The organism is Stutzerimonas sp. C6.4V (genome assembly GCF_058536345.1).
Map to the genome: position 1 here is coordinate 1 of NZ_JBZUBM010000002.1, position 21,023 is coordinate 21,023.

21 protein-coding genes and 1 pseudogene are annotated in these 21,023 nt (G+C 62.3%); 10 read left to right on the forward strand and 12 right to left on the reverse strand.

The window, feature by feature from the left end:
- Window positions 1-49 precede the first annotated feature (49 nt).
- On the forward strand, window positions 50-535 hold the full coding sequence (locus tag AC4LFW_RS15820; protein ID WP_491822140.1) for a TIGR02444 family protein: 486 nt from the start codon (window positions 50-52) through the stop codon (window positions 533-535).
- Here the strand turns inward: AC4LFW_RS15820 and AC4LFW_RS15825 are convergent.
- From AC4LFW_RS15825 to AC4LFW_RS15865, 9 genes are all read right to left on the reverse strand, one after another.
- Window positions 508-1,254: an AlgP family protein gene (locus tag AC4LFW_RS15825; protein ID WP_491820274.1), complete on the reverse strand. Its 747-nt coding sequence runs from the start codon at window positions 1,252-1,254 to the stop codon at window positions 508-510. The genes AC4LFW_RS15820 and AC4LFW_RS15825 overlap by 28 nt on opposite strands.
- A 114-nt stretch (window positions 1,255-1,368) precedes the next feature.
- Window positions 1,369-1,833, reverse strand: coding sequence for a sigma D regulator (rsd, locus tag AC4LFW_RS15830; RefSeq protein ID WP_491820276.1), 465 nt, complete (start codon window positions 1,831-1,833; stop codon window positions 1,369-1,371).
- Window positions 1,834-2,080: 247 nt separating this feature from the next.
- Window positions 2,081-2,572, reverse strand: a complete 492-nt coding sequence (locus AC4LFW_RS15835; protein WP_491820278.1) for a disulfide bond formation protein B — start codon at window positions 2,570-2,572, stop codon at window positions 2,081-2,083.
- Window positions 2,573-2,687: 115 nt separating this feature from the next.
- The gene (locus tag AC4LFW_RS15840) at window positions 2,688-3,926 is read right to left on the reverse strand and encodes a heme biosynthesis HemY N-terminal domain-containing protein (protein WP_491820280.1); all 1,239 of its coding nucleotides are present in this window, start codon (window positions 3,924-3,926) and stop codon (window positions 2,688-2,690) included.
- Window positions 3,923-5,188: a uroporphyrinogen-III C-methyltransferase gene (locus AC4LFW_RS15845; protein ID WP_491820282.1), complete on the reverse strand. Its 1,266-nt coding sequence runs from the start codon at window positions 5,186-5,188 to the stop codon at window positions 3,923-3,925. The genes AC4LFW_RS15840 and AC4LFW_RS15845 overlap by 4 nt, the downstream gene beginning before the upstream one ends.
- Before the next feature lie 16 nt (window positions 5,189-5,204).
- On the reverse strand, window positions 5,205-5,975 hold the full coding sequence (locus AC4LFW_RS15850) for a uroporphyrinogen-III synthase (RefSeq protein WP_491820284.1): 771 nt from the start codon (window positions 5,973-5,975) through the stop codon (window positions 5,205-5,207).
- A complete protein-coding gene (gene hemC / locus AC4LFW_RS15855) occupies window positions 5,972-6,910 on the reverse strand; it encodes a hydroxymethylbilane synthase (protein WP_491820286.1) in 939 nt (312 codons plus the stop codon). Before hemC ends, AC4LFW_RS15850 begins: the two co-directional genes overlap by 4 nt.
- A gap of 218 nt (window positions 6,911-7,128) precedes the next feature.
- Complete coding sequence (locus AC4LFW_RS15860; RefSeq protein WP_491820288.1) at window positions 7,129-7,875, reverse strand: LytR/AlgR family response regulator transcription factor; 747 nt, start codon at window positions 7,873-7,875, stop codon at window positions 7,129-7,131.
- Window positions 7,872-8,954 carry a sensor histidine kinase gene (locus AC4LFW_RS15865; protein ID WP_491820289.1) on the reverse strand — a complete coding sequence of 361 codons (1,083 nt, stop codon included), beginning with the start codon at window positions 8,952-8,954 and terminating at the stop codon, window positions 7,872-7,874. Before AC4LFW_RS15865 ends, AC4LFW_RS15860 begins: the two co-directional genes overlap by 4 nt.
- Window positions 8,955-9,220: 266 nt before the next feature.
- Between AC4LFW_RS15865 and AC4LFW_RS15870 the strand changes: the two genes are divergently transcribed.
- The 4 genes from AC4LFW_RS15870 to AC4LFW_RS15885 all read left to right on the forward strand — a co-directional run bounded on the left by AC4LFW_RS15870 (window position 9,221) and on the right by AC4LFW_RS15885 (window position 13,779).
- Window positions 9,221-11,152, forward strand: coding sequence for a methyl-accepting chemotaxis protein (locus tag AC4LFW_RS15870; protein ID WP_491820290.1), 1,932 nt, complete (start codon window positions 9,221-9,223; stop codon window positions 11,150-11,152).
- A gap of 97 nt (window positions 11,153-11,249) precedes the next feature.
- Window positions 11,250-12,644, forward strand: a complete 1,395-nt coding sequence (gene argH, locus AC4LFW_RS15875) for an argininosuccinate lyase (RefSeq protein WP_491820292.1) — start codon at window positions 11,250-11,252, stop codon at window positions 12,642-12,644.
- A gap of 54 nt (window positions 12,645-12,698) precedes the next feature.
- Window positions 12,699-13,181 (forward strand): GNAT family N-acetyltransferase, encoded by a 483-nt coding sequence (locus AC4LFW_RS15880; protein ID WP_491820293.1) that lies wholly within the window; start codon window positions 12,699-12,701, stop codon window positions 13,179-13,181.
- Between the two features lie 70 nt (window positions 13,182-13,251).
- On the forward strand, window positions 13,252-13,779 hold the full coding sequence (locus AC4LFW_RS15885) for a hypothetical protein (protein ID WP_491820295.1): 528 nt from the start codon (window positions 13,252-13,254) through the stop codon (window positions 13,777-13,779).
- Here the strand turns inward: AC4LFW_RS15885 and AC4LFW_RS15890 are convergent, their stop codons facing one another.
- Complete coding sequence (locus AC4LFW_RS15890) at window positions 13,780-14,745, reverse strand: magnesium transporter CorA family protein (RefSeq protein ID WP_491820297.1); 966 nt, start codon at window positions 14,743-14,745, stop codon at window positions 13,780-13,782.
- Between the two features lie 140 nt (window positions 14,746-14,885).
- On the opposite strand from AC4LFW_RS15890, the pseudogene AC4LFW_RS15895 reads away from it, so the two are divergent.
- The 3 genes and pseudogenes from AC4LFW_RS15895 to AC4LFW_RS15905 all read left to right on the forward strand — a co-directional run.
- A pseudogene (locus tag AC4LFW_RS15895) lies at window positions 14,886-15,149 on the forward strand (hypothetical protein); the annotation flags it as partial.
- A 78-nt stretch (window positions 15,150-15,227) separates the two neighbouring features.
- Window positions 15,228-15,473, forward strand: a complete 246-nt coding sequence (locus tag AC4LFW_RS15900) for a TIGR02647 family protein (protein ID WP_491820298.1) — start codon at window positions 15,228-15,230, stop codon at window positions 15,471-15,473.
- A gap of 182 nt (window positions 15,474-15,655) precedes the next feature.
- Complete coding sequence (locus AC4LFW_RS15905) at window positions 15,656-18,487, forward strand: class I adenylate cyclase (RefSeq protein ID WP_491822142.1); 2,832 nt, start codon at window positions 15,656-15,658, stop codon at window positions 18,485-18,487.
- A gap of 30 nt (window positions 18,488-18,517) precedes the next feature.
- On the opposite strand, the gene rnk is transcribed toward AC4LFW_RS15905, so the two are convergent.
- Window positions 18,518-18,922, reverse strand: coding sequence for a nucleoside diphosphate kinase regulator (gene rnk, locus AC4LFW_RS15910; protein WP_491820300.1), 405 nt, complete (start codon window positions 18,920-18,922; stop codon window positions 18,518-18,520).
- Between the two features lie 160 nt (window positions 18,923-19,082).
- Window positions 19,083-19,415 carry an iron donor protein CyaY gene (gene cyaY / locus AC4LFW_RS15915; RefSeq protein ID WP_491820301.1) on the reverse strand — a complete coding sequence of 111 codons (333 nt, stop codon included), beginning with the start codon at window positions 19,413-19,415 and terminating at the stop codon, window positions 19,083-19,085.
- 200 nt (window positions 19,416-19,615) lie between these two features.
- On the opposite strand from cyaY, the gene lptM reads away from it, so the two are divergent.
- Entirely contained in the window at window positions 19,616-19,756 is a 141-nt protein-coding gene (lptM, locus tag AC4LFW_RS15920) for an LPS translocon maturation chaperone LptM (protein WP_019341253.1), read from the forward strand.
- A 10-nt stretch (window positions 19,757-19,766) separates the two neighbouring features.
- Window positions 19,767-21,014, forward strand: coding sequence for a diaminopimelate decarboxylase (gene lysA / locus AC4LFW_RS15925; RefSeq protein ID WP_491820304.1), 1,248 nt, complete (start codon window positions 19,767-19,769; stop codon window positions 21,012-21,014).
- The last annotated feature ends 9 nt before the right edge of the window (window positions 21,015-21,023 follow it).

Genomic DNA, 21,023 nt, shown 5'->3' on the forward strand with positions numbered 1-21,023 from the left:
AGCAAAACGCCTGGAAATCCATCCGGCTGCCCATAAAAAAACTAGTTCGATGAACAACGACGACGACCTCTGGACATTCGCCCTCGCCTGCTATGCGGCGCCAGGTGTCGAGAAGGCATGCCTAGACCTTCAGGCGATGGGCGCCGATGTTTGCCTCTTGCTCAGCGGCGCCTGGCTGGAAATACGTGGCGTAGCCTGCAACGAGCAGCGCTTGCGGCAGTTGAAACAGCTCAGTCGCGACTGGCAGCAGGAGGTGGTCGCGCCATTGCGCAGCCTGCGCCTGTGCTGGCGCGAACAAACAGCCAACGACGCAGCGCTGGCCAACTTGCGCGAGCGCATCAAGACGCTGGAACTGGATGCTGAGCGGATTGAACTCGATCGCCTGCAGCAGGCCTCCGGGGGTTGGCCTGCAGGTAAAGGCCCTGTCCAGTGGCTGGAGCGGCTCTGCGCGGGACTCCAGGGAGAGCCCCGCGCATCGCTGCACCTGCTACGGCGAGCGGCTCAGGCTCAGCTGGAAGCGCCCGGCGAGGGCTGATTGTCATCCCCCGCCTTGGCGGCTGGCTTGCGCGTGGCAGCCGGCTTGCGTGCAGTGGCGGGCTTGGAAGCGCGGGATGGTTTTGCGGCCGGGTTCTTACCCCGGCTTGTAGGCCGAGAGGTAGTGTTGCCCGATGCAGGCTGGGCTGTGGGCGCTTTCGCCGTCGATGGGTTTTGTTCCTTGGTATTGCTTGCGCGATTGGCGGGAGACTTGGCTGGGGCCGGGTTCGGCTTTACGCCTGCCTGCCTGGCAGGTGCCGGCTTGCTGGCTGACGCGGTTTTGCTTGTTGCCGAAGCCGAGCGCGACGTGGTCGTCTTGCCGCGCGACGCGAGTGCCTCACCAGCCGCTTTTTCCACCTGGGAAATGCCCTGCGCCAGGGTCAGGCTATGTTCGGCATCACGTTTGAGGTCGGACAGATACGTCAGCGTCTCGCTCTGCCGGGACTGCAGAACAGCTAGCATGTCGTCCAGTTCGGCAAGCCTTGAGCGGGCCTTGGTCTGCGCTTTCGATTTGCCTGCGTTGCCGGCCTCGTCGAGCTTGGCGCGCGCCTTGATCAGTTTTTCCTGTGTCTTGCCTCGCTGCTTCTCGAGCTTGGCAAGCAGGATTTCAGCGTCCTTCTGCGCATCGGTACAAGCTTTCTCCAGATGCACGACCAGACTCTTCGATAACTGCTGAAGCAAGTGCAGCGGGGTCATGACCGCGTTTTTTTTCGCTGGCATGAAAGTGCCTCCTGGCGGGGTTGGTGCAGCCATACTAGACGGGCGCCAGGCATCCGCCAACAGCCAGACGAGGATGGTCTGTACGAGCGATCCCTCGCTCCAAACCAACACGCCTCAGGCGGTAGCGGCAGGTTCTTTATGAGCGGTATGCAGCACTTCGATCAGGCAATCTTCCAGTTCGAAGCGCTCGTGTAACAACTGCCCAAGATGCTTGAGCTCATCGGGAAGACCGGGGCTGTCCAGGCACTCGCCCGAGTCACACCGGTCATTGAAGGCGACCGCCACCTGGGTAATCGCCTCGATGCGGGGGTAGATCTGGCGGGCCAGATCGAGGCCGCGCGTGTCGCCGAAGGCTTCGGCTTCGTTGAGCAACTGCTCGTAAATCTCGAAATGACCAGCCGACACGTAATCGAGCAGTATTTCGCAAAACTTCTGCAAGGCCGGCCGAGTTGCCGCTTCGGCACCCACATGCAGCCCATCGAATGCATTGATCAGAGCGTGACGTTCCTGCAGCCAGCGATCGATCAACAGGTGCACACCTCCCCAGCGTTCCTGGGCGTTCCGACAGCTCTCGAGCATGGTGACCTCACTTCCCTAATTGATAGTGCTTGTTGCGCCTTCCGAGACGGGTTTTTGTCTTGGGATATCGGCATTGGGTGAGTGGCAGCGCCAAATGGCAGAAACCCGACGCCGCCAGAGCAGACTAAGCCGCGATGATCGAAGCATCAAGAACCAAATTGCCCGACCGTTCATACGAGCAATTGCTGCGGCAGGATCATTGACCGTCAGGGAGAGCGATGATTCGCCGCCCCAAGCAAAAACCGCCTCAGTCTCGCCGTAGCGCCATCCAGACGCAGAACACCGCCATAGCGATAAAGGCCAGCAAGGTCCATTCGGGGATGCTCATGCCCAGCAATGTCCAGGTGACCTCGGCGCACTCGGCGGTGCCATGCAGGACCAGCCTTGCGATTTCCTGGAACGGCAGGGCGTCCATCATGTATTCCAGGCTGGGCAGGCAACTCGGAAGTTGATCGGCGGGAATATTCTGCAGCCAGATCTGACGGATCGCAGTGGCGCCGCCGGCAAACACGAAGAGCAATCCGAGCGCCGAGTAGACGCGACGCCCCGTCTTGCCCGAACCATGAATCGCTGCGATCAGGCAGACCAGGCCAAAGCCGATAACGCAGATGCGCTGGACAATGCACAACGGACAGGGCGCAAGGCCAACAACGTGCTCGAGATACAAGGCTGCGGCCATCATCAGCACACAGCCAATGAAGGCCAGGAAGAACAGCGAACGTGGGCTGGCCAGGTTCATGGTGACTCCGCAGGAAGGAAAAGCCCGCTACGTTAGTGCCGCCGGCCCGGTGCTGCAAGCGCTGCGCGCAAGCCAGAACAGCAACACGGGACGGCCATCACGAGCGAGCCCGCTGCTATTGACTGGTAGCAGCCTGGGGTGGCGCCGCCTGGGGACTTTCAAGCAACCCGAGCCCCTCCTGAAAGAGGCGATTGCTACGCTCGTTGTCACCAAGCTGCGCCAACAGCCGCGCCAACTCGGCGCAGGTCTGCGGTCGATGTTCGACGCGCAAGCTGGCCTCGAGATAATCACGCGCCTTGCCCCATAGAGCGTTGCGCATGCTCAATCGGCCCAGCGCGAGCAACAGTTCGGCATTCTCTGGATTTGCCTTGAGCCAACCCTCGGCTTGGGCCAACTGACGCGCAGGATCCTGACCGCCTATCCGGCCGTAGCGTTCCACCAGCCGATCATCGAAATGCCGCTTGAGGGCGCCGTAGAGCACCTCTTCGGCCTTGGCATCAGCACCGAGACGGCTGAGGCCATCTGCATAGGCACGCACCAACAGGGGCTCGTTGCGCAGCCCGGAAGGGACGGTTTGCCAGCGCTGGTTCAGGGCCTGCTGGGCATCCTCGTTGCTGATTGCCGGGGCGTGGCCGGCCTGCTCGAGCGCAGCCGTCCAGGCCAGCAGTTCGAGTTCGCTCAGACGAGCCGGGGATAGCACGCGATGCTTGCGCAGCTCGGGCAGCAGCCGGCACAGCGCCGGCCAGTCTTCAAATTGAACATAGAGCTGCTGCAATAGCGTCAAGACATAAGGATGACGTGGGTGATCGGCATGCAGCGTGTTCAAGGATTCCCGCGCCTGGCTGTACTGGCCGCGGGCAATCTGTAGCTGTGCCTGGGTCAGGCCGATTGCAAGCCCGGACCCAGGGTCGCGCTCGCGTGCCTTACGCAGCAATTCGTCGCTTTGCTCATGCTCGCCCAGTTCATTGGCCGCACGTGCAGCGCCGAGATAGTGCACCAATGGTTGCTGGTCGTGCTCCGCCGCGGTACGCAAGTGAGCCAGCGCCTGGTTCCACTGTCCTTCGGCCAACTCCCGCAGACCGCTACGTGAAGCCTTGCCGACTCGCCGCTCACGATGGCGACGCGACCAGGGATTGACCAGCGCGCCGGACGTATGCAGCAGGCCAAGCACCCAGTGGACCGCCATGGCCAGCAACCACAGGCAGGCAATCAGGCCGAGAAAAATCCAGAAACTCGACTCGTAGCGGAATTGGTCATAACTGATCAGGACATATCCTGAATCCCGAGCAATGGCCCAGCCAAGAAAACCAATGATCGCGATAAGGATGATCAGGATGAAGGCAAATCGCTTCATGTGCGCTGCCCCTCTTCCGCAGATTCATTGTTAGCAGGTTGCTCATCAGGGGTCGACTGCTCAGGTTTCTCAGTGGTCGGCTCGCCAGTAGCCGGCTGCTCAGGTTCCTCGTTCGATGGCTGCTTGTCGTTGCCGTTGGCAGGCGCTGCGGCATCGTCGGCCGAGTCCCGCTTCTGCACATAGGCCTGGAGAGCTTGCAGGGCCGGCGCAAGGTCGGGCAGCGTAACCGACACCTGACGCTCCTTCAGTGCCTCGATGCGGTCGCGCAGCCCACGACTCTGGCCGTTCTCCTCGCTGAAGTGGTCCTCGATCAACCGGGCCGCCTGATCCAGCGATTGCTGGTAGACCTTTTCGTTGCTGTTGAGCACGGCCCATTGTGCCTGTTCGATGGCCAGTGACAGCGCCAGCCGGACCTGAGCCAGGCTCTGGCCGGCCAACAGAGGCTTGACGCTATTCCCGGCCTGGAAGTCGATGCGCACATAGCGTGTCAATTCGTTCAACCAACGCTGCCAGCGACTGTCCGCCTGCCCACTCTCCGAGCCCTGCCCCATTTCGAATTGCGGTGCCAGGCCATTGAGCTGGTTGGCCTGGCCGCGCAGGGCGCCAAGCTGCAGAAACAGCCCGGTGCGATCCAGCTCAGGCAGACTGCGCAACGCCTCGAGTCCTTCCAGCATTTTTTGCCTTGTCGCGTAGGAGCCAGGATCATCCTGCTTGCGCAGAATCAGGTCGGCTTCGGCCAGCAGCGATTCAGCACTGTTCACATCCTGCATTGCCGACAGACGCAACATGGCCATGCGCACCAGATGCTCTGCCTCGGCGAGCCGCCATTGCTCGCGGCTGGCTCCGAGAACCTGCTCCACACGCCCTGACAGACGCTGTTGATCGCTCTGCAATTGCGAAAGCAGGCGCCGACGATCCTCCAGCTGCTCCGCCGAAGGCAATTGCTCAAGCCTGCCGAGCCGGCTGGCCAATTGCTGACTGCGCTCGCTCAACTGGCGAGTCTGCTCGCTCGTGGCCTGAGCAGACTGCAGCCGCTGCTGTTCCTGATCGGCCAGCTGCTGGGTCTGCCATAGGCTATACCCACCGGCAGCCAGGCCTGCCAGCCCCACCACCAGCGCGACACCAGCCATCCCGCGACCGCCCTTGCCGGGCTTGGGCGAACTGCTGGCAGGCTGCTTGGGCGGCATCTCTTTCGCGGGGATCACAGGATCAATGTTGCTTTTGGGTTGCTGCGCTGGCTTGTCGGAATCTACTTCGCTCACGTTTCCATCCTTTGCATCAGGAAGCGGGCTCGGGACAGTCCCGTAACGCCGCTAGCAAAGCCGTGGTACCGGCACCACGGCAGTCCACAATTCTTTTCGCACCCAACTCAGCAGCCATTTGTGCCACGCGCGGGCTCGGTACGAACAAGGGTAGCTCAAGCAGCTCGGCCCAGTCGGCACCGGCCAGCTCGCGTAACGACTGCAAACCCTGTCCACTGCTGACCACCACGGCGTTCAGCCGTTCCGAGCGAAGGGTCTGAAGTAGCGTCCCGGGCGGGTAATGGGGCTGGTAGCGCCGGTACAGTTCCAGACTGTCGACCGCCACGTTGCGTGCGCGCAGCGTATCGGCAATATGTTCACGCCCACCTTCCCCCCGAAGGATCAGAACATTCGGATCGCGTACCGCCAACGCTTCAGCCAGTCGTGGCAACCGCAGCAAGGCTTCGCTGTCGTCACCAGTGCATGGCCAACTGACATGCAGGCCGCGGTCAGCCAGTATCGCGCCGGTGGCCCCGCCCACACTGAACCATGCCTGAGCCGAGGGCAGTTTCGGTCGGTAGCGATCGAGCAGCTCCAGGCCCAGCCTGGCCGCAGGCTTGCTCACGACAATCACGGCGGTGTAGCGATCCAGCCCCAGCACGGTCTGGCGGTGCTCCGGCGTTTCAGCCAGGGCTTCGATTGCGAGAAGCGGCAGACTGGCGCTGTAGACCCCCTGCTCCGCGAGCGCAGCTGCCACCGCAGCGCACTCCTCAGCCGGACGCGTCAATAGCAGACGCCAGCCACTCACTCGCGACCGGCCTCGCCATAGATATCCTGGAGAATCTTGCCCGCGCCCTGCTGCAGCAGTTCTTCGGCGATGCGCACGCCAAGCGCTTCGGCTTCGGAGGCAGGCGCGCGGCCTTCGGCTCGCAGCAGCTGGGCACCGTCAGGCTGCCCAACGAGACCGCGCAACCACAGCTGGTCACCTTCGAGCACGGCGTAGCAGGCGATGGGCACCTGGCAGCCGCCGTTCAGATGGCGGTTGAGGGCACGTTCGGCGCTGACCCGAGTAGCGGTTTGCGGATCGTTCATGCACTGCAGGAGCTGGTGCAGCTCGGTATCGCCGGTCCGGCATTCGATCCCGACCGCGCCCTGCCCTCCGGCCGGCAGGCTGTCTTCGACACTGATGCTGGCACGGATGCGCTCGCCGAAACCGAGACGGATCAGGCCTGCCGCCGCCAGTATGATGGCGTCATACTCGCCCGCATCGAGCTTTGCCAGGCGAGTATTCACGTTTCCGCGCAGGAACTGGATCTTCAGATCAGGCCGACGTGCGAGCAGCTGGGCCTGGCGACGCAGGCTGGATGTGCCCACAACCGCACCGGCCGGAAGCGCGTCGAAATTCTCGTAGTGATTGGAGACAAAGGCGTCCCGCGGGTCCTCCCGCTCGCAGATGCAGTACAGGCCAAGCCCCTCGGGAAACTCCATCGGCACATCCTTCATGGAATGCACTGCGATGTCCGCTTCGTTCTCCATCAGAGCCGTTTCCAGCTCCTTGACGAACAACCCCTTGCCGCCGATCTTTGCCAGCGGCGCATCCAGCAGCTTGTCGCCACGACTGACCATCGGCACCAGGCTGACCGTCACATCGGGATGTGCCTCCTCCAGGCGCGCCTTGACGTATTCGGCCTGCCACAGGGCCAGGGCACTCTTGCGGGTGGCAATGCGAATTTCGCGGGACATGAGCAATTCCAGACAAATGAACTGGCGGCGATGATAACAGGCCAGGCAGCGCGGCTGGGTTGGCGGGGATCAATAAGAAGCCGCTGGAGGCTGGAGGCTGGAGGCTAAACGGACGTCAGCGTAGCTTGCCTAGGCGGTATGAACGGATCGCTGGATCCGGCGACACGCACATCCCGCCGTTATCGTTCAGCCTTCTGCCTCATGCGCTCTTGTCGGCTTCACAGATTCTGCATCAACTTCCGCACCCCGGCGACGTGCCGCCGGCTTACGGTCAGCGGCTCGCCTTCGAGCCCCTTGAGAAACAGCTGGAAATGGCCGAGCGGGGTGCGCTGCAGACGCTCGATGCGGTCGCGATAGACCAACGCGTTGCGATGGATGCGAACAAAGCGTTCGCCAAACTCATCCTCCAGCGCCTTCAACGGTTCATCCAGCAGAACCTCTCCCGTCTCGTGCCGCAGGGTGACGTACTTGTGATCGGCGATAAAGTAGATCACCTGGGGCAGCGGGATCAGTTCGATACCCTTTCGGGTCCTGGCGCTGATGTGGGAGCGCGGACCGGTGCCACTCACGGCAGCCGGACGCGTCAGGGCAGCGAGCTGCACCCGGTTAGGCCGTTCAGCCTTTTTCAGCGCCTCGACAAGGTGTTCGGGACGCACCGGCTTAACCAGATAGCCCACCGCACTGACCTGGAAGGCATCGAGGGCAAACTCGTCATGGGCCGTGCAAAAGATCACGGCAGGGGGAGCATCACGCTCACACAGTCTGGCTGCGACCTGAAGGCCATCAAGGCCGGGCATACGGATATCCAGCAACACAACATCGGGACGCAGCTCCTCGATCAGGGACAGCGCCTCCTCGCCATTTGAGGCGGAAGGTTCCAGGACACGATAGCCGTCAAGGTCACCTACCAGTCGGCTGAGGCGCTCGCGGGCTAGAGGTTCGTCATCGACAATCAGCACATTCATATGGATCTGGCTTCCTGCTTTTGTGTCGCACACGGATAGCGTAGACAGGTGTAGTGACGGGCGTTACGCCGCTCCACGCTGAGACTCGCTGCAGGACCGAAAAGTGCCGTTAATCGTGCGGCTATGTTCTGCAGCGCTTGCTGCGTACCCTGTGACGGCAGCTTTTGAGCGGCCTCGTCGAACGGATTGCTGACCTCCAATTGGAACACGCCGTCGGCATAACCAGCCGTTACGCACACCACTCCGCCTTCGACGCGCGGCTGAATGCCATGAATCAAGGCATTCTCAAGCAGCGGCTGCAGGGTCAACTGCGGAATCGGCACATCATCAGGTACGGCATCCACCTGCCACTCGACCACCAGGCGATCCCCCAGGCGGTAGTGCTCGATGGAAAGATAGCGACGCGACAGTTCCAGCTCTTCGCGCCAGGGCACCAGCGTACCAGGGCGGGCCAGGCTCGCCCGAAACAAATCGGAAAGATCGAGGACCGCCTGCTCGGCCTTGGCCGGATCGGTAACGACCAAGCTGGCGATGCTGTTCAGGCTGTTGAACAGGAAATGCGGCCTGATTCGCGCCTGCAGCGACTCGATTCGCGCCTTGAGCTCAGCCTGCTCCTGACGCCGCCACTGGCTCTGCAGGTAGAAATAGCGCAGCAGCAGCCCTGACATGATCAGGCTGATCAACGCATGGCGCAGGTACAGATTCACCTCACCAACGCGCGTCAGCGGGCCACCGAGCTGGTAGATATCGGCGACCGCCGTGCACGCCAGCGTCAGCCCGACCACCATGGAGCAGCAGGCGAGCCCGGCCAGCCAGGCCGGCAGCCGCGCCAGCAGTGGTCGTAACTGGCAGGTAACTCCGGCCGACAGCAGCATCACCCATTGCACGAACAGCGAGGTCAGCGCCAGGCGCATCCAGTTGAACCCAGGCTGCATCGGCTCGGCCAGCACCAGCACCAGCACCAGCAGCTCGGCGAGCAGCACCAGGCCAAGCAGCGCATCGGGCTGGCATAGCTCAGGCACGAAAAAATCATCGACAAGGGGCGCTGGCGGCGTTCGATCAGGTTTTCTTGTTCGCATGTTCAGAGTTCCGCGCCGCGAAGGCGCAACGCAAGGTAGCCCGGCAAGGCGGATGCCCGCCGTGGCGCAGCCGCAGGCCAGTCTATCGGCTTGGCGCGATCAGAAGGTGACGAGCGGTCGCCAGTTCCACCCTTTGGCAGTTATGCACCGCCCGTATCGGCCGATAAGGACTTCTACGAACGACTCGTTATAGCGGATGATGGCGTAATGATTGCATTGCAACCATTTCACGCTAACCGCTACCGCTGTCCAAGGAGTATTGATCCGTGCTGCTGTTTTCCTCTCTGCGTAGCCGCTTGCTACGCCCGGTATTCCTGACGCTGTGCGGCGCCGTTCTGGTGCAAGTCTTGGTGGCGCTGGCCTTGACCCGGAGCACTATCGACGGGCTCGAACACGACATTGAGCAAAGCCTGGGCGAGGATTCGGCGCGCCTGCTGCACGCGCTGCGTTCGGCAGATGCCGAGGTCCGGGGCGGCATTACCAATCTGGCCGAACGCATGACGGGCGACCTGTCCCAGGGACTGACGCAGCAGTTGACCGAAGAGCAGAAGCAGCTGAAAGACGTGCTGGAACGCCATCTCAAGCAGTCCGGAGACGACCTCGCCACGCTGCTTGCCGGCGTTGCGCCAGCAGCGATCTGGGACAACGACGTACCGGCGCTGACCGAGTTCGTCAGGATGGCTCACCGCAACCCGGCGGTCGTCTTCGTCGTCTATTTCGATGCCAGTGGCAACCAGCTCACCCGCCACCTGAACCGCCAGGATCCCCGAGTCAAGGCACTGCTGGACAAGGGCACCGGTCGCACCGCGTTCGACAAGGTGCTGTCGGCCGCCGAGAACGACCCCACGCTCTATCTCGCCAAGACTTCGATCAACCCCAAGGGTGCGGATATCGGCCAGGTGGTCCTCGGCTTCTCCACCTCCGCGGTGAGCACCGAACTGGCGGCCTTCGACAGCCGCTTTCAGGCTCTTGTCGCTGGCGGAGCCAAGCTGGTGGAGACCGGTCTCGCAACCACCGCCAACGACAGCGCGAAGATCATGGCGTCAGGCCTGGCCGCTGCGACGGAAGTGGCACAGAGCATCGAATCCAATAGCCAGAAGGCGGTGGAGCGTTCGGCTTCGGCGCTGCTATGGAAAATCAGTGTCGCCCTCGCCGTTACCGGCGCGCTGCTCCTGCTCGCCGTCACCTTGGTGCTTGGGCGTCAGGTACTGCGCCGGCTGGGCCTGCTCAGCACCGCACTGCGCGGCCTCTCGGCCGGCCACGGCGATCTCACCCAGCGCGTCGAGATCCACAGTGCAGACGAGGTGGGTGAAATGGCTGACGCGGTCAACGTGTTTCTGGCCAAGCTTCAGCCGATCGTCCAGGAAGCACGCCGCATCGCCGTCCAGACGGGAGCGGAAATCGACACCCTGGGCCACCGCAGCCGCTCAGCAGCAGCCGCCGCCGAGCGTCAACGTGACGAAGTCGCCGGAAGCCTGCAGGCGCTGGCCGACATGACCCAGCGCGCGCAGAACGAAAGCCGAGCCATGCAGACCGCACTCGATCAGGTCGCCTCGATTCGCAAGGCAGCGGTCGATAACGAGGCGATCTCAGAGCAGGTGGGACGGACGATCGAGGCGCTTGGCAGCGGTGTACAGACCAGCGCCTCGGTCATCGAAAAACTGGCCAAGCAGAGCGAACAGATCGAGGTGGTACTGACCGTGATTCAGGGCATCGCCGAGCAGACGAATCTGCTTGCGCTGAACGCTGCCATCGAAGCCGCTCGCGCCGGCGAAAGCGGCCGTGGGTTCGCCGTGGTGGCCGATGAGGTGCGGGCGCTCGCCAGCAAGACCCAGCAATCTACCGGCGATATCCAGACGCATATCGAAAGCCTGCAGCGAGGTGCACGTGATGCCGTATCGGCAATCAACACGGCTGGCAAGCAAGCCGAAAGCGGCCTGGTTTCCCTGGGTAGCAGTCGCGATCTGCAGCGCGCGCTGCAGGCCGCCGTCGAGCAAGTGCATCAGGTCGTAAGGGAGGCAACCCAGGGCGCGGAGCAACAAGCTGGTAACGCAACGGCCGTGCGCGAGCGGGTCGAGGTCATCCTCACCGAAGCCGAGCGCGCGGCCGAAGCGGTGACTGCAACCGCGGCCAGCGGAAAAGAGCTGGGTGTTCTCGCGCAGAGGCTCGAAGCCAGTCTCGGACAGTTCAAGGCCTGATAAACCGCTCGCTGCAGAGTGCCAATACGGAAGCCGTGCATAACCCTGTTATTATTCGGGCCCTTCAATTTGCCCATCCGATCCAGCGAGCGCATTCATGAGCACCGACAAGACCAACCAGTCCTGGGGCGGCCGTTTCAGCGAGCCCGTCGACGCCTTCGTCGCCCGATTCACCGCCTCCGTCGAGTTCGACAAGCGCCTCTACCGCCACGACATCATGGGCTCGATCGCCCACGCCACCATGCTCGCCAAGGCCGGCGTGCTGACCGATGCCGAGCGCGACCAGATCATCGCCAACCTGAAGGACATCCAGGGCGAGATCGAGGCCGGCAACTTCGACTGGCGCGTGGACCTGGAAGACGTGCACATGAACATCGAGGCGCGGCTAACCGACCGCATCGGCATCGTCGGCAAGAAGCTGCACACCGGCCGCAGCCGCAACGACCAGGTCGCCACCGACATCCGCCTATGGCTGCGCGACGAAATCGACGTGATCCTCGGCGAAATCACTCGTCTGCAGCAGGGTCTGCTGGGGCTCGCCGAGGCCGAAGCCGACACCATCATGCCCGGCTTCACCCACCTGCAGACCGCCCAGCCGGTGACCTTCGGCCACCATCTGCTGGCCTGGTTCGAGATGCTCAGCCGCGACTACGAGCGCCTGGTCGACTGCCGCAAGCGCACCAACCGCATGCCGCTCGGCTCGGCCGCACTGGCCGGCACCACCTACCCGATCCAGCGGGAAATCACCTGCGAGCTGCTGGGTTTCGAAGCGATTTCCGGCAACTCGCTGGACGGCGTCTCCGATCGCGACTTCGCCATCGAATTCTGCGCCGCCGCCTCCGTGGCGATGATGCACCTGTCGCGTTTCTCCGAAGAGCTGGTGCTCTGGACCAGCGCCCAGTTCCAGTTCATCGACCTGCCGGATCGCTTCTGCACCGGCTCCTCCATCATGCCGCAGAAGAAGAACCCGGACGTGCCCGAGCTGGTACGCGGCAAGACCGGCCGCGTGTTCGGCGCGCTGACCGGCCTGCTGGCGCTGATGAAGGGCCAGCCGCTGGCGTACAACAAGGACAACCAGGAAGACAAGGAACCCCTGTTCGACGCCGCCGACACCCTGCGCGACTCGCTGCGGGCCTTCGCCGACATGGTCCCGGCGATCAAGCCCAAGCGCGAAATCATGCGTGAAGCGGCGCTGCGCGGCTTCTCCACCGCCACGGACCTGGCCGACTACCTGGTGCGCAAGGGGCTGCCGTTCCGCGACTGTCACGAGATCGTCGGCCACGCGGTGAAGTACGGCGTGCAGACCGGCAAGGATCTGGCCGAGATGACGCTGGACGAGCTGCGCCAGTTCAGCGGAGAGATCGGCGACGACGTCTTCGCCGTGCTGACCCTGGAAGGCTCGGTGAACGCCCGCGACCATATCGGCGGCACTGCGCCGGCACAGGTTCGTGCGGCCGTTCAGCGTGGCAGTGACTTGCTGGCCGCTCGCTGAGTCCTGACAGTGGCAGGCGCGAGGCGGCTCGCGCCTGCCACATTGGAGAGCTGCATGCCCCTTAACATCCGCCCCGCTACAACCGGCGACGCCGCGCTGATCCTGCGCTTCATCACAGAGCTGGCTATCTACGAGCGCGCCGAGCAAGAAGTAAAAACCGATGTTGCCGGCATTGAATCCAGCCTGTTCGCGAAGGATGCCAGCGCCAGTGCCCTCATATGCGAGCGCGATGGCCAGCCGATTGGCTACGCGGTCTACTTTTTCAACTATTCGACATGGCTCGGCCGTAACGGCCTCTATCTCGAAGATCTCTATGTGACGCCCGAAGCCCGCGGAACCGGGGCGGGCAAGGCGCTGCTAAAGCATCTGGCGCGGCTGGCAGTGTCGCGTGGCTGTGGCCGCTTCGAGTGGTCGGTGCTGGACTGGAATGAACCGGCGATAAGATTCTACGAGTCGCTCGGTGCGCGACCGCAAGACGAGTGGACAACCTATCGCTTGACCGGCGCGGCACTCCAGGCTCTGGCAGAGCAACCTTAGCCATCGCCGTAGGGGAACTCAGGCGTCTGCATGACGCCCAAGATCGTTGTTACCTCAGCGATTGCCTCCGATGGCCGACCTCAAAACGTTGCTGCTCAATCAGGACACACAGGGTGCCGAAGTCTTCGACTCGGCGAAGGAGCGCCTGAATTTCTATCGTTCGGAAATCCACTTCGAATCGACGCTGCTGGCCAGTCGCACCAGTGGCTACCTGTCTTCCCAATCGTTTCTGATGATCGCGTTCGCGTCGTCAATGGCGAACACCAACCCCGACTGGGGCAGCCTGTTCCGTCTGGTCGTGCCCAGCCTGCTGGCCGTGCTCGGCCTGCTTACTTCGTTGCACGCCATACCCGGCATTCGTGCGAGTTTTGATGTGATCGAGCGCTGGCATCGCAAGCAGGCCGAACTGCTGCAAACCGAAGGTAGTGTTGGGCTGCTGCCCAACCATGATTCGGCTTTGTTCGGCGAAGGCAACAGCCCGGCGGGCGGCGAACGTTACAAACGTACACTGCTGTTCTCCCTGCGTACGCCGATCATGTTCGGTAGCGTCTGGGCGCTGTTGGGCATCTTTTGTGTCGTGCTCCACTTTTTCGGATGATCAGAGCCAGTCACGAAACTTGAACCAGGCGTAGGGGATGATCGCCGAGACCACCATCATCCCGAGCGCCATGGGATAACCGAATGGCCAGCCGAGCTCGGGCATGTTTTCAAAGTTCATGCCGTAGACGGTACCGACCAACGTCGGTGGCAGAAACAGTACGGCAGCAATGGAAAACACCTTGATGATGGCGTTCTGCTCGATGTTGATCAGGCCCAGCGTAGCGTCCAGCAGAAAGGCGATATCACCGAGCAGTCGCGCCTGGTGCTCCCCAAGCGAACGCACGTCACGCTCGAGTGCCTTCAACGAGCCTTTGGCGCCACCTTGCTTGGCATCGCCCACGTGCAGCCGGTAGAAGGCGATCAGGCGGTTCGAGCTGAACAGGCTTTCGCCCAGCTGCGAGAGCAGAGAACGATGCTGCCCAAGCTGCTGGATAATCTGCTGAAGATCGGTTCGCTGCTCTTTACGCTTGTCGAAGATGCAGCGGGACAAGGTCTGCAGTTCACCCTGAACGCTCTCCAGCACATCGGCAATGCGATCCACCACGGCATCGGCCAGCCCGAGGAAAATCTGATGGCTCGCACAGTAGGCAGTAGGCTGGCGCGCCACCTTGGTTTCGAACTGGCGGAAGGCACTGAGCTCGGAATAGCGCACCGTTACCAGGCAACGGCGGGTCAGCACGAAGGTGACCTGCGCATTTTCCGGTCGGTGCTCGGCAATTCCCATCACCACCGTCGTGGTCATGAATATGGCACCGTTTTCATCGTAGAAGCGCGATGAATCCTCGATTTCGGCCAGCTCTTCTCGGGTGGGTATGTCCAGGCCCAGAGCCCTTTCGACAAAGCGCTCCTCCTGCTGATCCGGCGCCAGCAGGTCCACCCACAACACATTGTCTGGCAGTTGCTGAATATTCTCGGCGGCGCGCCGCACCAGTGCGCCGTTTTCTAGGGTGTGAAGAATGATCATTGCTGGGGTCGCGTTCCCTGATGGTCCATAGTAGGAATAGAAACCGCCTCAAGCGAAGCGTTCATACAATGTCAGCGCCTAGCTTGCAGGCAGGAAACCGCATCAGATTATCAATATCCGCCAACGAGAACCGCACCATGACCACCACCTCCGACGATGACGAAACCTTCGCCGAAGAAACCCTGATCCAGGCCATCGAGAATCAGCTTGAAAGCGGCGAGCCCGCTGCGGCGCAGGCCACCCTCAACAAGCTGACCCTGGTAGGTTATGAACGCAACGAAACGCTGAAGATGATGGCGCTCGTGCTGGCGGACGAGATTCGCCAGATGCTTGCAGACGACCGCCCTTTCGATGTCGAGCGTTATGAAACCCTTCTGCGTGCCTTGCCTGATCTGCCTGAGTAGACACCGATCAAGGCAGCCCCGGGCTGAGCATCTACACTTGACGAACCGGGCGCAGGCCCACCAATCCGAGGAGCGAACATGGCGTACACACCCGAACTAGTAGCCGAGCTGGAAATTCTCCGACTGTTCAACCTCGACAGCACGCTCGAAGGGCTGAAGGTCCACCATGACGCCGGCAACGCAGCGATTGCCGCAACCCAGCGGCTGCATGCAAAAGGCCTGACAACCCAACCGGACGGTGGCTATCTGACAGGGCTCGGTCGCGATGCCGCCGAGCATGCCCAGGTGCTGCTGACCATCCTATCGGAAACCGCAGCGGCCTGAAGCCCACCCATCCCACCCCGGCTGTAGGCCGGGCCTGGGTGAGCCCTGCTGCCGACCTGGCCATGCTCAGCCAGCGACGGCTCCGTTTCGCTTTTCCACGGAAGCGACTGCCGTGCTATTTTTCCGCCCATGCCGCCTTCGACCCGCCACCGGACACCTCAAACATTGCCCACTCCCTGCGAATGAACGGTCATCAGGAAATTCGTCCGATCCTTGAGGAAGGTATCGATCGCAAACTGCTGGCTTCGCTGCGGGCTCGCTTTCTCACCGTGAATTCAGGCCGCCTGGAGCGCACCCGGCAGGCGATGTCCGTTCGCCAGCAGGCCGTATTGAAGCTGTTGCCGCTGCTGTTTCACGTCAATCATCCGATCCTGCCCGGCTACACCACTGCCGCCACGCCGGCCGGCCTCGCCGGCTTCGATCCGGATGCCGAAACACTGGCTGAAGCCCAGCGCCTCAGCCGATCCTTCCACTACAAGCCGCTACGGGGAAAACCGCCCGCATCGATCCTCGGACTGTTTCTGATGGGCAGTCTGGGTACCGTCGCGCAGGAAGAGCAAAGCGATCTCGATGTCTGGGTCTGCCACGATCCGGAACTGTCCGCAGACCAGCTCGATGAACTCCGGCGCAAGTGCGACCAGCTGCAAGCCTGGGCTGCAACTCAGGGTAGCGAGGCGCATTTTTTTCTGGTCGATCCCCAGCGCTTTACCCAGGGCGCACGCGACACCAGGCTGACCTCCGACGATTGCGGTACTACCCAACACTACCTGTTGCTTGACGAGTTCTACCGCACCGCCATCTGGCTGGGCGGCCGCACACCGCTCTGGTGGCTGGTGCCGGCGTATGAGGAGCATCGTTACGACGCATATGTACGCATATTGCTGGACAAGCGCTTCGTGCGCAGTGACGACGTCCTGGATCTGGGCCATCTCGGCAACATTCCGCCCGGTGAGTACCTTGGCGCCGGGCTCTGGCAGCTCTACAAGGCCGTCGAATCACCCTACAAGTCGCTGTTCAAGCTGTTGCTGGTTGAGGTGTACGCCAGCGAGCATCCGCAGGTGCGCTGCCTGGGGCTGGACTTCAAGCAGGCCGTCTATGCCAATCGTCTGGAGCTGGACGAGCTCGATCCCTATATCGTTGCCTACCGCCGCATCGAGCGCTATCTGGCGCAACGCGGTGACCATGAGCGGCTGGCACTCCTGCGTCGCTGCCTCTACCTGAAGGTCAACAAGCCACTCAGCCGCCCTCCAACAGGGCGCAGCAAGAGCTGGCAACGCCGCCTGCTCGAACGCCTGACATCGGACTGGGGCTGGGACGAGCGCCAGTTTGCCCAGCTCGATGCACGCAGCCAGTGGAAGGTTCGACGTGTCGTCGAAGAACGACGAGCGCTGGTCAATGAACTGACCTATGCCTATCGATTCCTGAGCGAGTTTGCCAGGCGACTGCAGATCACCAGCTGCATCAACGGCCGCGACTTCGGCGTACTCGGACGACGCCTGCATGCAGCGATCGAACGCAAGTCTGGCAAGATCGAAGCCATCAACCTGGGAATCGCGCCGGACCTGGCCGAGCACAGCCTGACGCTGGTGCAGGGTTACGATGCAGCAGATGACGTGTCCTGGGCGCTCTACGAAGGCAGCCTGAATGCCAGGCAGATCAGCGATTTCTCGCCATTGAAGCGTTCGCGCGAGCTGATCCCCCTGTTGGCCTGGTGCCATCGCAACGGTGTGGTCGATGCGGCGACCCATGTTGCCCTGCACCCGGGAGACAGCGGACTGACGGAAGCCGAGCTGTTTGCATTGCTGACGGACCTGCGGCAAGCCTTCCCCATGCCACCGCAGCCGGTGGCCGACGAAGCCCTGCTCAGCGCAGCCACACCGGCCAGGGTTCTGCTACTGGCGAACGTTGGCCTCGACCCCCTCAGCCCGGCCCAACCACTTTCGTTCGACGAACTGACCGACTCCCTCGGGCTTGGCGCGGCACGGGAGAACCTGGTCCTGAGCATCGATCAACTGACGCTCAACAGCTGGGGCGAGCTGCTTGCGACTCGTTACGAGAGTCCCGCCCCTCTGGCCGATTGCCTGCAGGATTACCTGCAGTCGCTGCCGGCACAGGGCGTGCGACCAAACCTGCAGGTTCGTTGCTTCAGCCGCAACGCCGGCATGGCGATTGCGCGACGGGTCGAAACGGTTTTTCTTGATGCTCAGACGATGCTCGATGAGCCGGGCGAGAGCCGCTATCTGCTACAGGTCCGTCAGCATTTCCATGTGCTTGATCTCATCGCCGGCAATATCCGCCATACCGCCCTGAGCGACATGCCTGCGCTGCTGGAGCACCTCGGCGAGGCCCACCAAGGGGTGCGCCCGATCCGGGTGGACCGGCACGCACTGGAAGGCACCGACCTTTCGTTGATTCTCGGCCAGGCCAGGCCGTATTGCCTTCAAGTGTTCTATCGCATACAGGGGGCCATGGCAGAATTAACGGTGCTCGACGAGTTCAACGCGCTTTGGCGTCAACAGCAAGCCTATCGGGATGAGCAAAGCCTGCTCACGCCGCTGCTGCGCTTTCTTCAGGCGGTGCGCTATCGCCGTACGACCCAGCTGCCCTTCGAAGAAAGCCGTTTGGCGGCCATGGATATCCTGTTCTACCAACTGTCATCGACCGCTCCAGGCCGCCCCTTGGCGGTGGAGCGCAGGCCAGCTCCACGCGACGAGCCCGGTGATCCACTCCACGATATCCAGGCCATTGTCGAGCCCAGCGAACGGGGACGCTCGCAGGTCTCGCTCTATTGCAACCACCAGGAATTTTCCAGCCCGGAATACGGCAGCGAACTTTTTGCCGCCGTGGCTCGTTATATCCTGGCCCAGCGGCGGGACGGCGAGCGCTACCCCTGCTACATCACCGACCTTGATCTATCCGGGATGCACGGCACCGGTCGCGCCCAGACCGTTCAGCATTTGCGCTACAAGACCCATCTGGAGACCGCCCTCAATCAGGCGCTGCAGACGGTTTGACGCGGCCGGCATGGCGTCGCATCCGCTGATTCAAGCCACGTCACCGGCCGCTTCGGGCTGGTACTCCACGGCGAGAAGGGTCAGCTTGAGCACTTTGCCACCGGGGGTCGGCCAATCGATATGCTGCCCGACGCTGAGCCCCAGGAGAGCACTGCCTACCGGAGCCAATACCGAGACGGTGCCTTCCTTGCCCGCGTCCTGAGGATAAACCAGCGTCAGGTGGTAATCCTTGCCGCTGCCCTCTTCCCGACAATGCACCCGGGAGTTCATCGAGACCACACCAGCAGGCAATTCGCTACGCTCGACCACCTGGGCGCGGGACAACTCTTCTTCGAGCGCCTCGGCGGCCGGACCGTAGTCGGCCAGGCCATCGAGCAGACGCTCGATTCGCTGCAGGTCGGGCTGGGTAATGATGATAGAGGGTGCACTGGTCATGGGTCCGGGTTAGCTCCTGCAAACAAAGTTGAGCGATAGAAAAACAAAACCCCGCCAGAAAGCGGGGTTTTTAACCTAAGACGACCCTACCACAGCTCTTCGATTTAGCAACCCACCTGGAATTTCACATCAGGCGCGTCCACTGGCCAACTCGGCACGCTCAAAGGTCTTCGAAATCCAGCGATTCGCCGCTCTGCTCCAGCGCGACCCTAGACAGCAGCTCGCCCAGGCGCTCGTCATTGGCATCGCAGATCCACAGCGAACTGGCTTCGTCATAGTCAAAGTGGAAACCACCCGAGCGCGCCGCGACCCATAGCTGACGCAATGGAGGCTGGCGGCTGAAGATCAGTTGCGTGCCATTCTCGAAACGCACGGTCAGCACACCACCGGAATTCTCCAGGTCGACGTCCATTCCGCTGTGATCGAACACGTCCTCGATTTCTTCCTGCACGGCATCGACCAGATCGTGAAAACGCGCTTCGCTAAGACTCATGAATGATTTCCTCGGTACGGTGGCAGGGCAGCGCACAGCCACCCGACGATGGCCGCGAGCTTAGCAGGCGACCGCGGCGTCTAGCGAGCAGCGGACCAGACATCCCTTCTTCATCTCCTGCCGGCGGGCGCGGCCACATAGGCAATCCGGTGGGTGCTGGGTATACTCCGGCCCATCGATTTTTCTAGGATTGCCCCCCAATGAAGCGTCTGTTGCTTCCACTCATCGCACTGGCGGTTCTCGCTTCCGCGCTGACCGGCTGCGGCCAGAAAGGCCCGCTCTATCTACCGGACGACGAGGCTACCGCCAAAGAACGTTCCAAAGACCGATTCGAACTGTAAGGAGGCAATCATGGAGGCCTTCACGTACCGCGACGGTCAACTCTTCGCGGAGGGCGTGGCGCTGCCCGCTCTCGCGCAACGCTTCGGCACCCCCACCTACGTCTATTCCCGAGCGCATATCGAGGCGCAGTACCGCGCCTATGCCGATGCGCTGGACGGCATGCCGCATCTGGTCTGTTTTGCGGTCAAGGCGAACTCGAACCTTGGCGTGCTGAACGTACTGGCCCGCCTGGGTGCGGGCTTCGACATCGTATCGATCGGAGAGCTGGAGCGCGTCCTGGCCGCAGGCGGCCAGCCGGATCGCATCGTCTTTTCCGGCGTCGGCAAGACCCGTGACGACATGCGCCGCGCGTTGCAGGTCGGTGTGCATTGCTTCAACGTCGAATCCACCGAAGAGCTCGAACGGCTGCAGCAAGTTGCCGCCGAGCTGGGCGCAGTGGCGCCGGTTTCGTTGCGGGTCAACCCGGACGTGGACGCAGGCACCCACCCGTACATTTCAACCGGGCTTAAGGAAAACAAGTTCGGCATCGCCATTGCCGATGCCGAGGCGGTTTACCAACGTGCTCACGAACTCGACAACCTCGAAGTGATAGGGGTCGACTGCCATATCGGCTCACAACTCACCACCTTGCCACCGTTCCTTGACGCCCTCGATCGACTGCTGGCGCTCATCGACCGCCTCGCCGTGCGCGGTATTCGCATACGTCACCTGGATCTGGGCGGCGGTCTGGGCGTGCGCTATCGCGAGGAGCAACCGCCACTGGCCGGCGACTATATCCAGGCGGTGCGCAAGCGCATCGACGGCCGCGATTTGGCGCTGGTGTTCGAGCCGGGCCGTTCGATCGTTGCCAATGCGGGCTTGCTGCTGACGCGAGTGGAATACCTCAAGCACACCGAGCACAAGGACTTCGCCATTGTCGACGCGGCGATGAATGACCTGATCCGTCCGGCGTTGTATCAGGCCTGGATGGACGTGGTGCCAGTCCAGCCACGCGAAGGCGAGGCACGCCACTACGACATCGTTGGCCCGATCTGCGAAACCGGTGACTTCCTCGCCAAGGAGCGACCGCTGGTGCTCGCCGAAGGGGATCTGCTGGCGGTCCGCTCGGCCGGAGCCTATGGTTTCGTCATGAGTTCGAACTACAACACCCGCGGCCGCGCCGCCGAGGTGCTGGTGGACGGCGACGAAGCCTACGAAGTGCGCCGCCGCGAAAGCGTGCAGGAGCTATACGCTGGCGAAAGCCTGCTGCCCGCCTGAGGCCAAGAC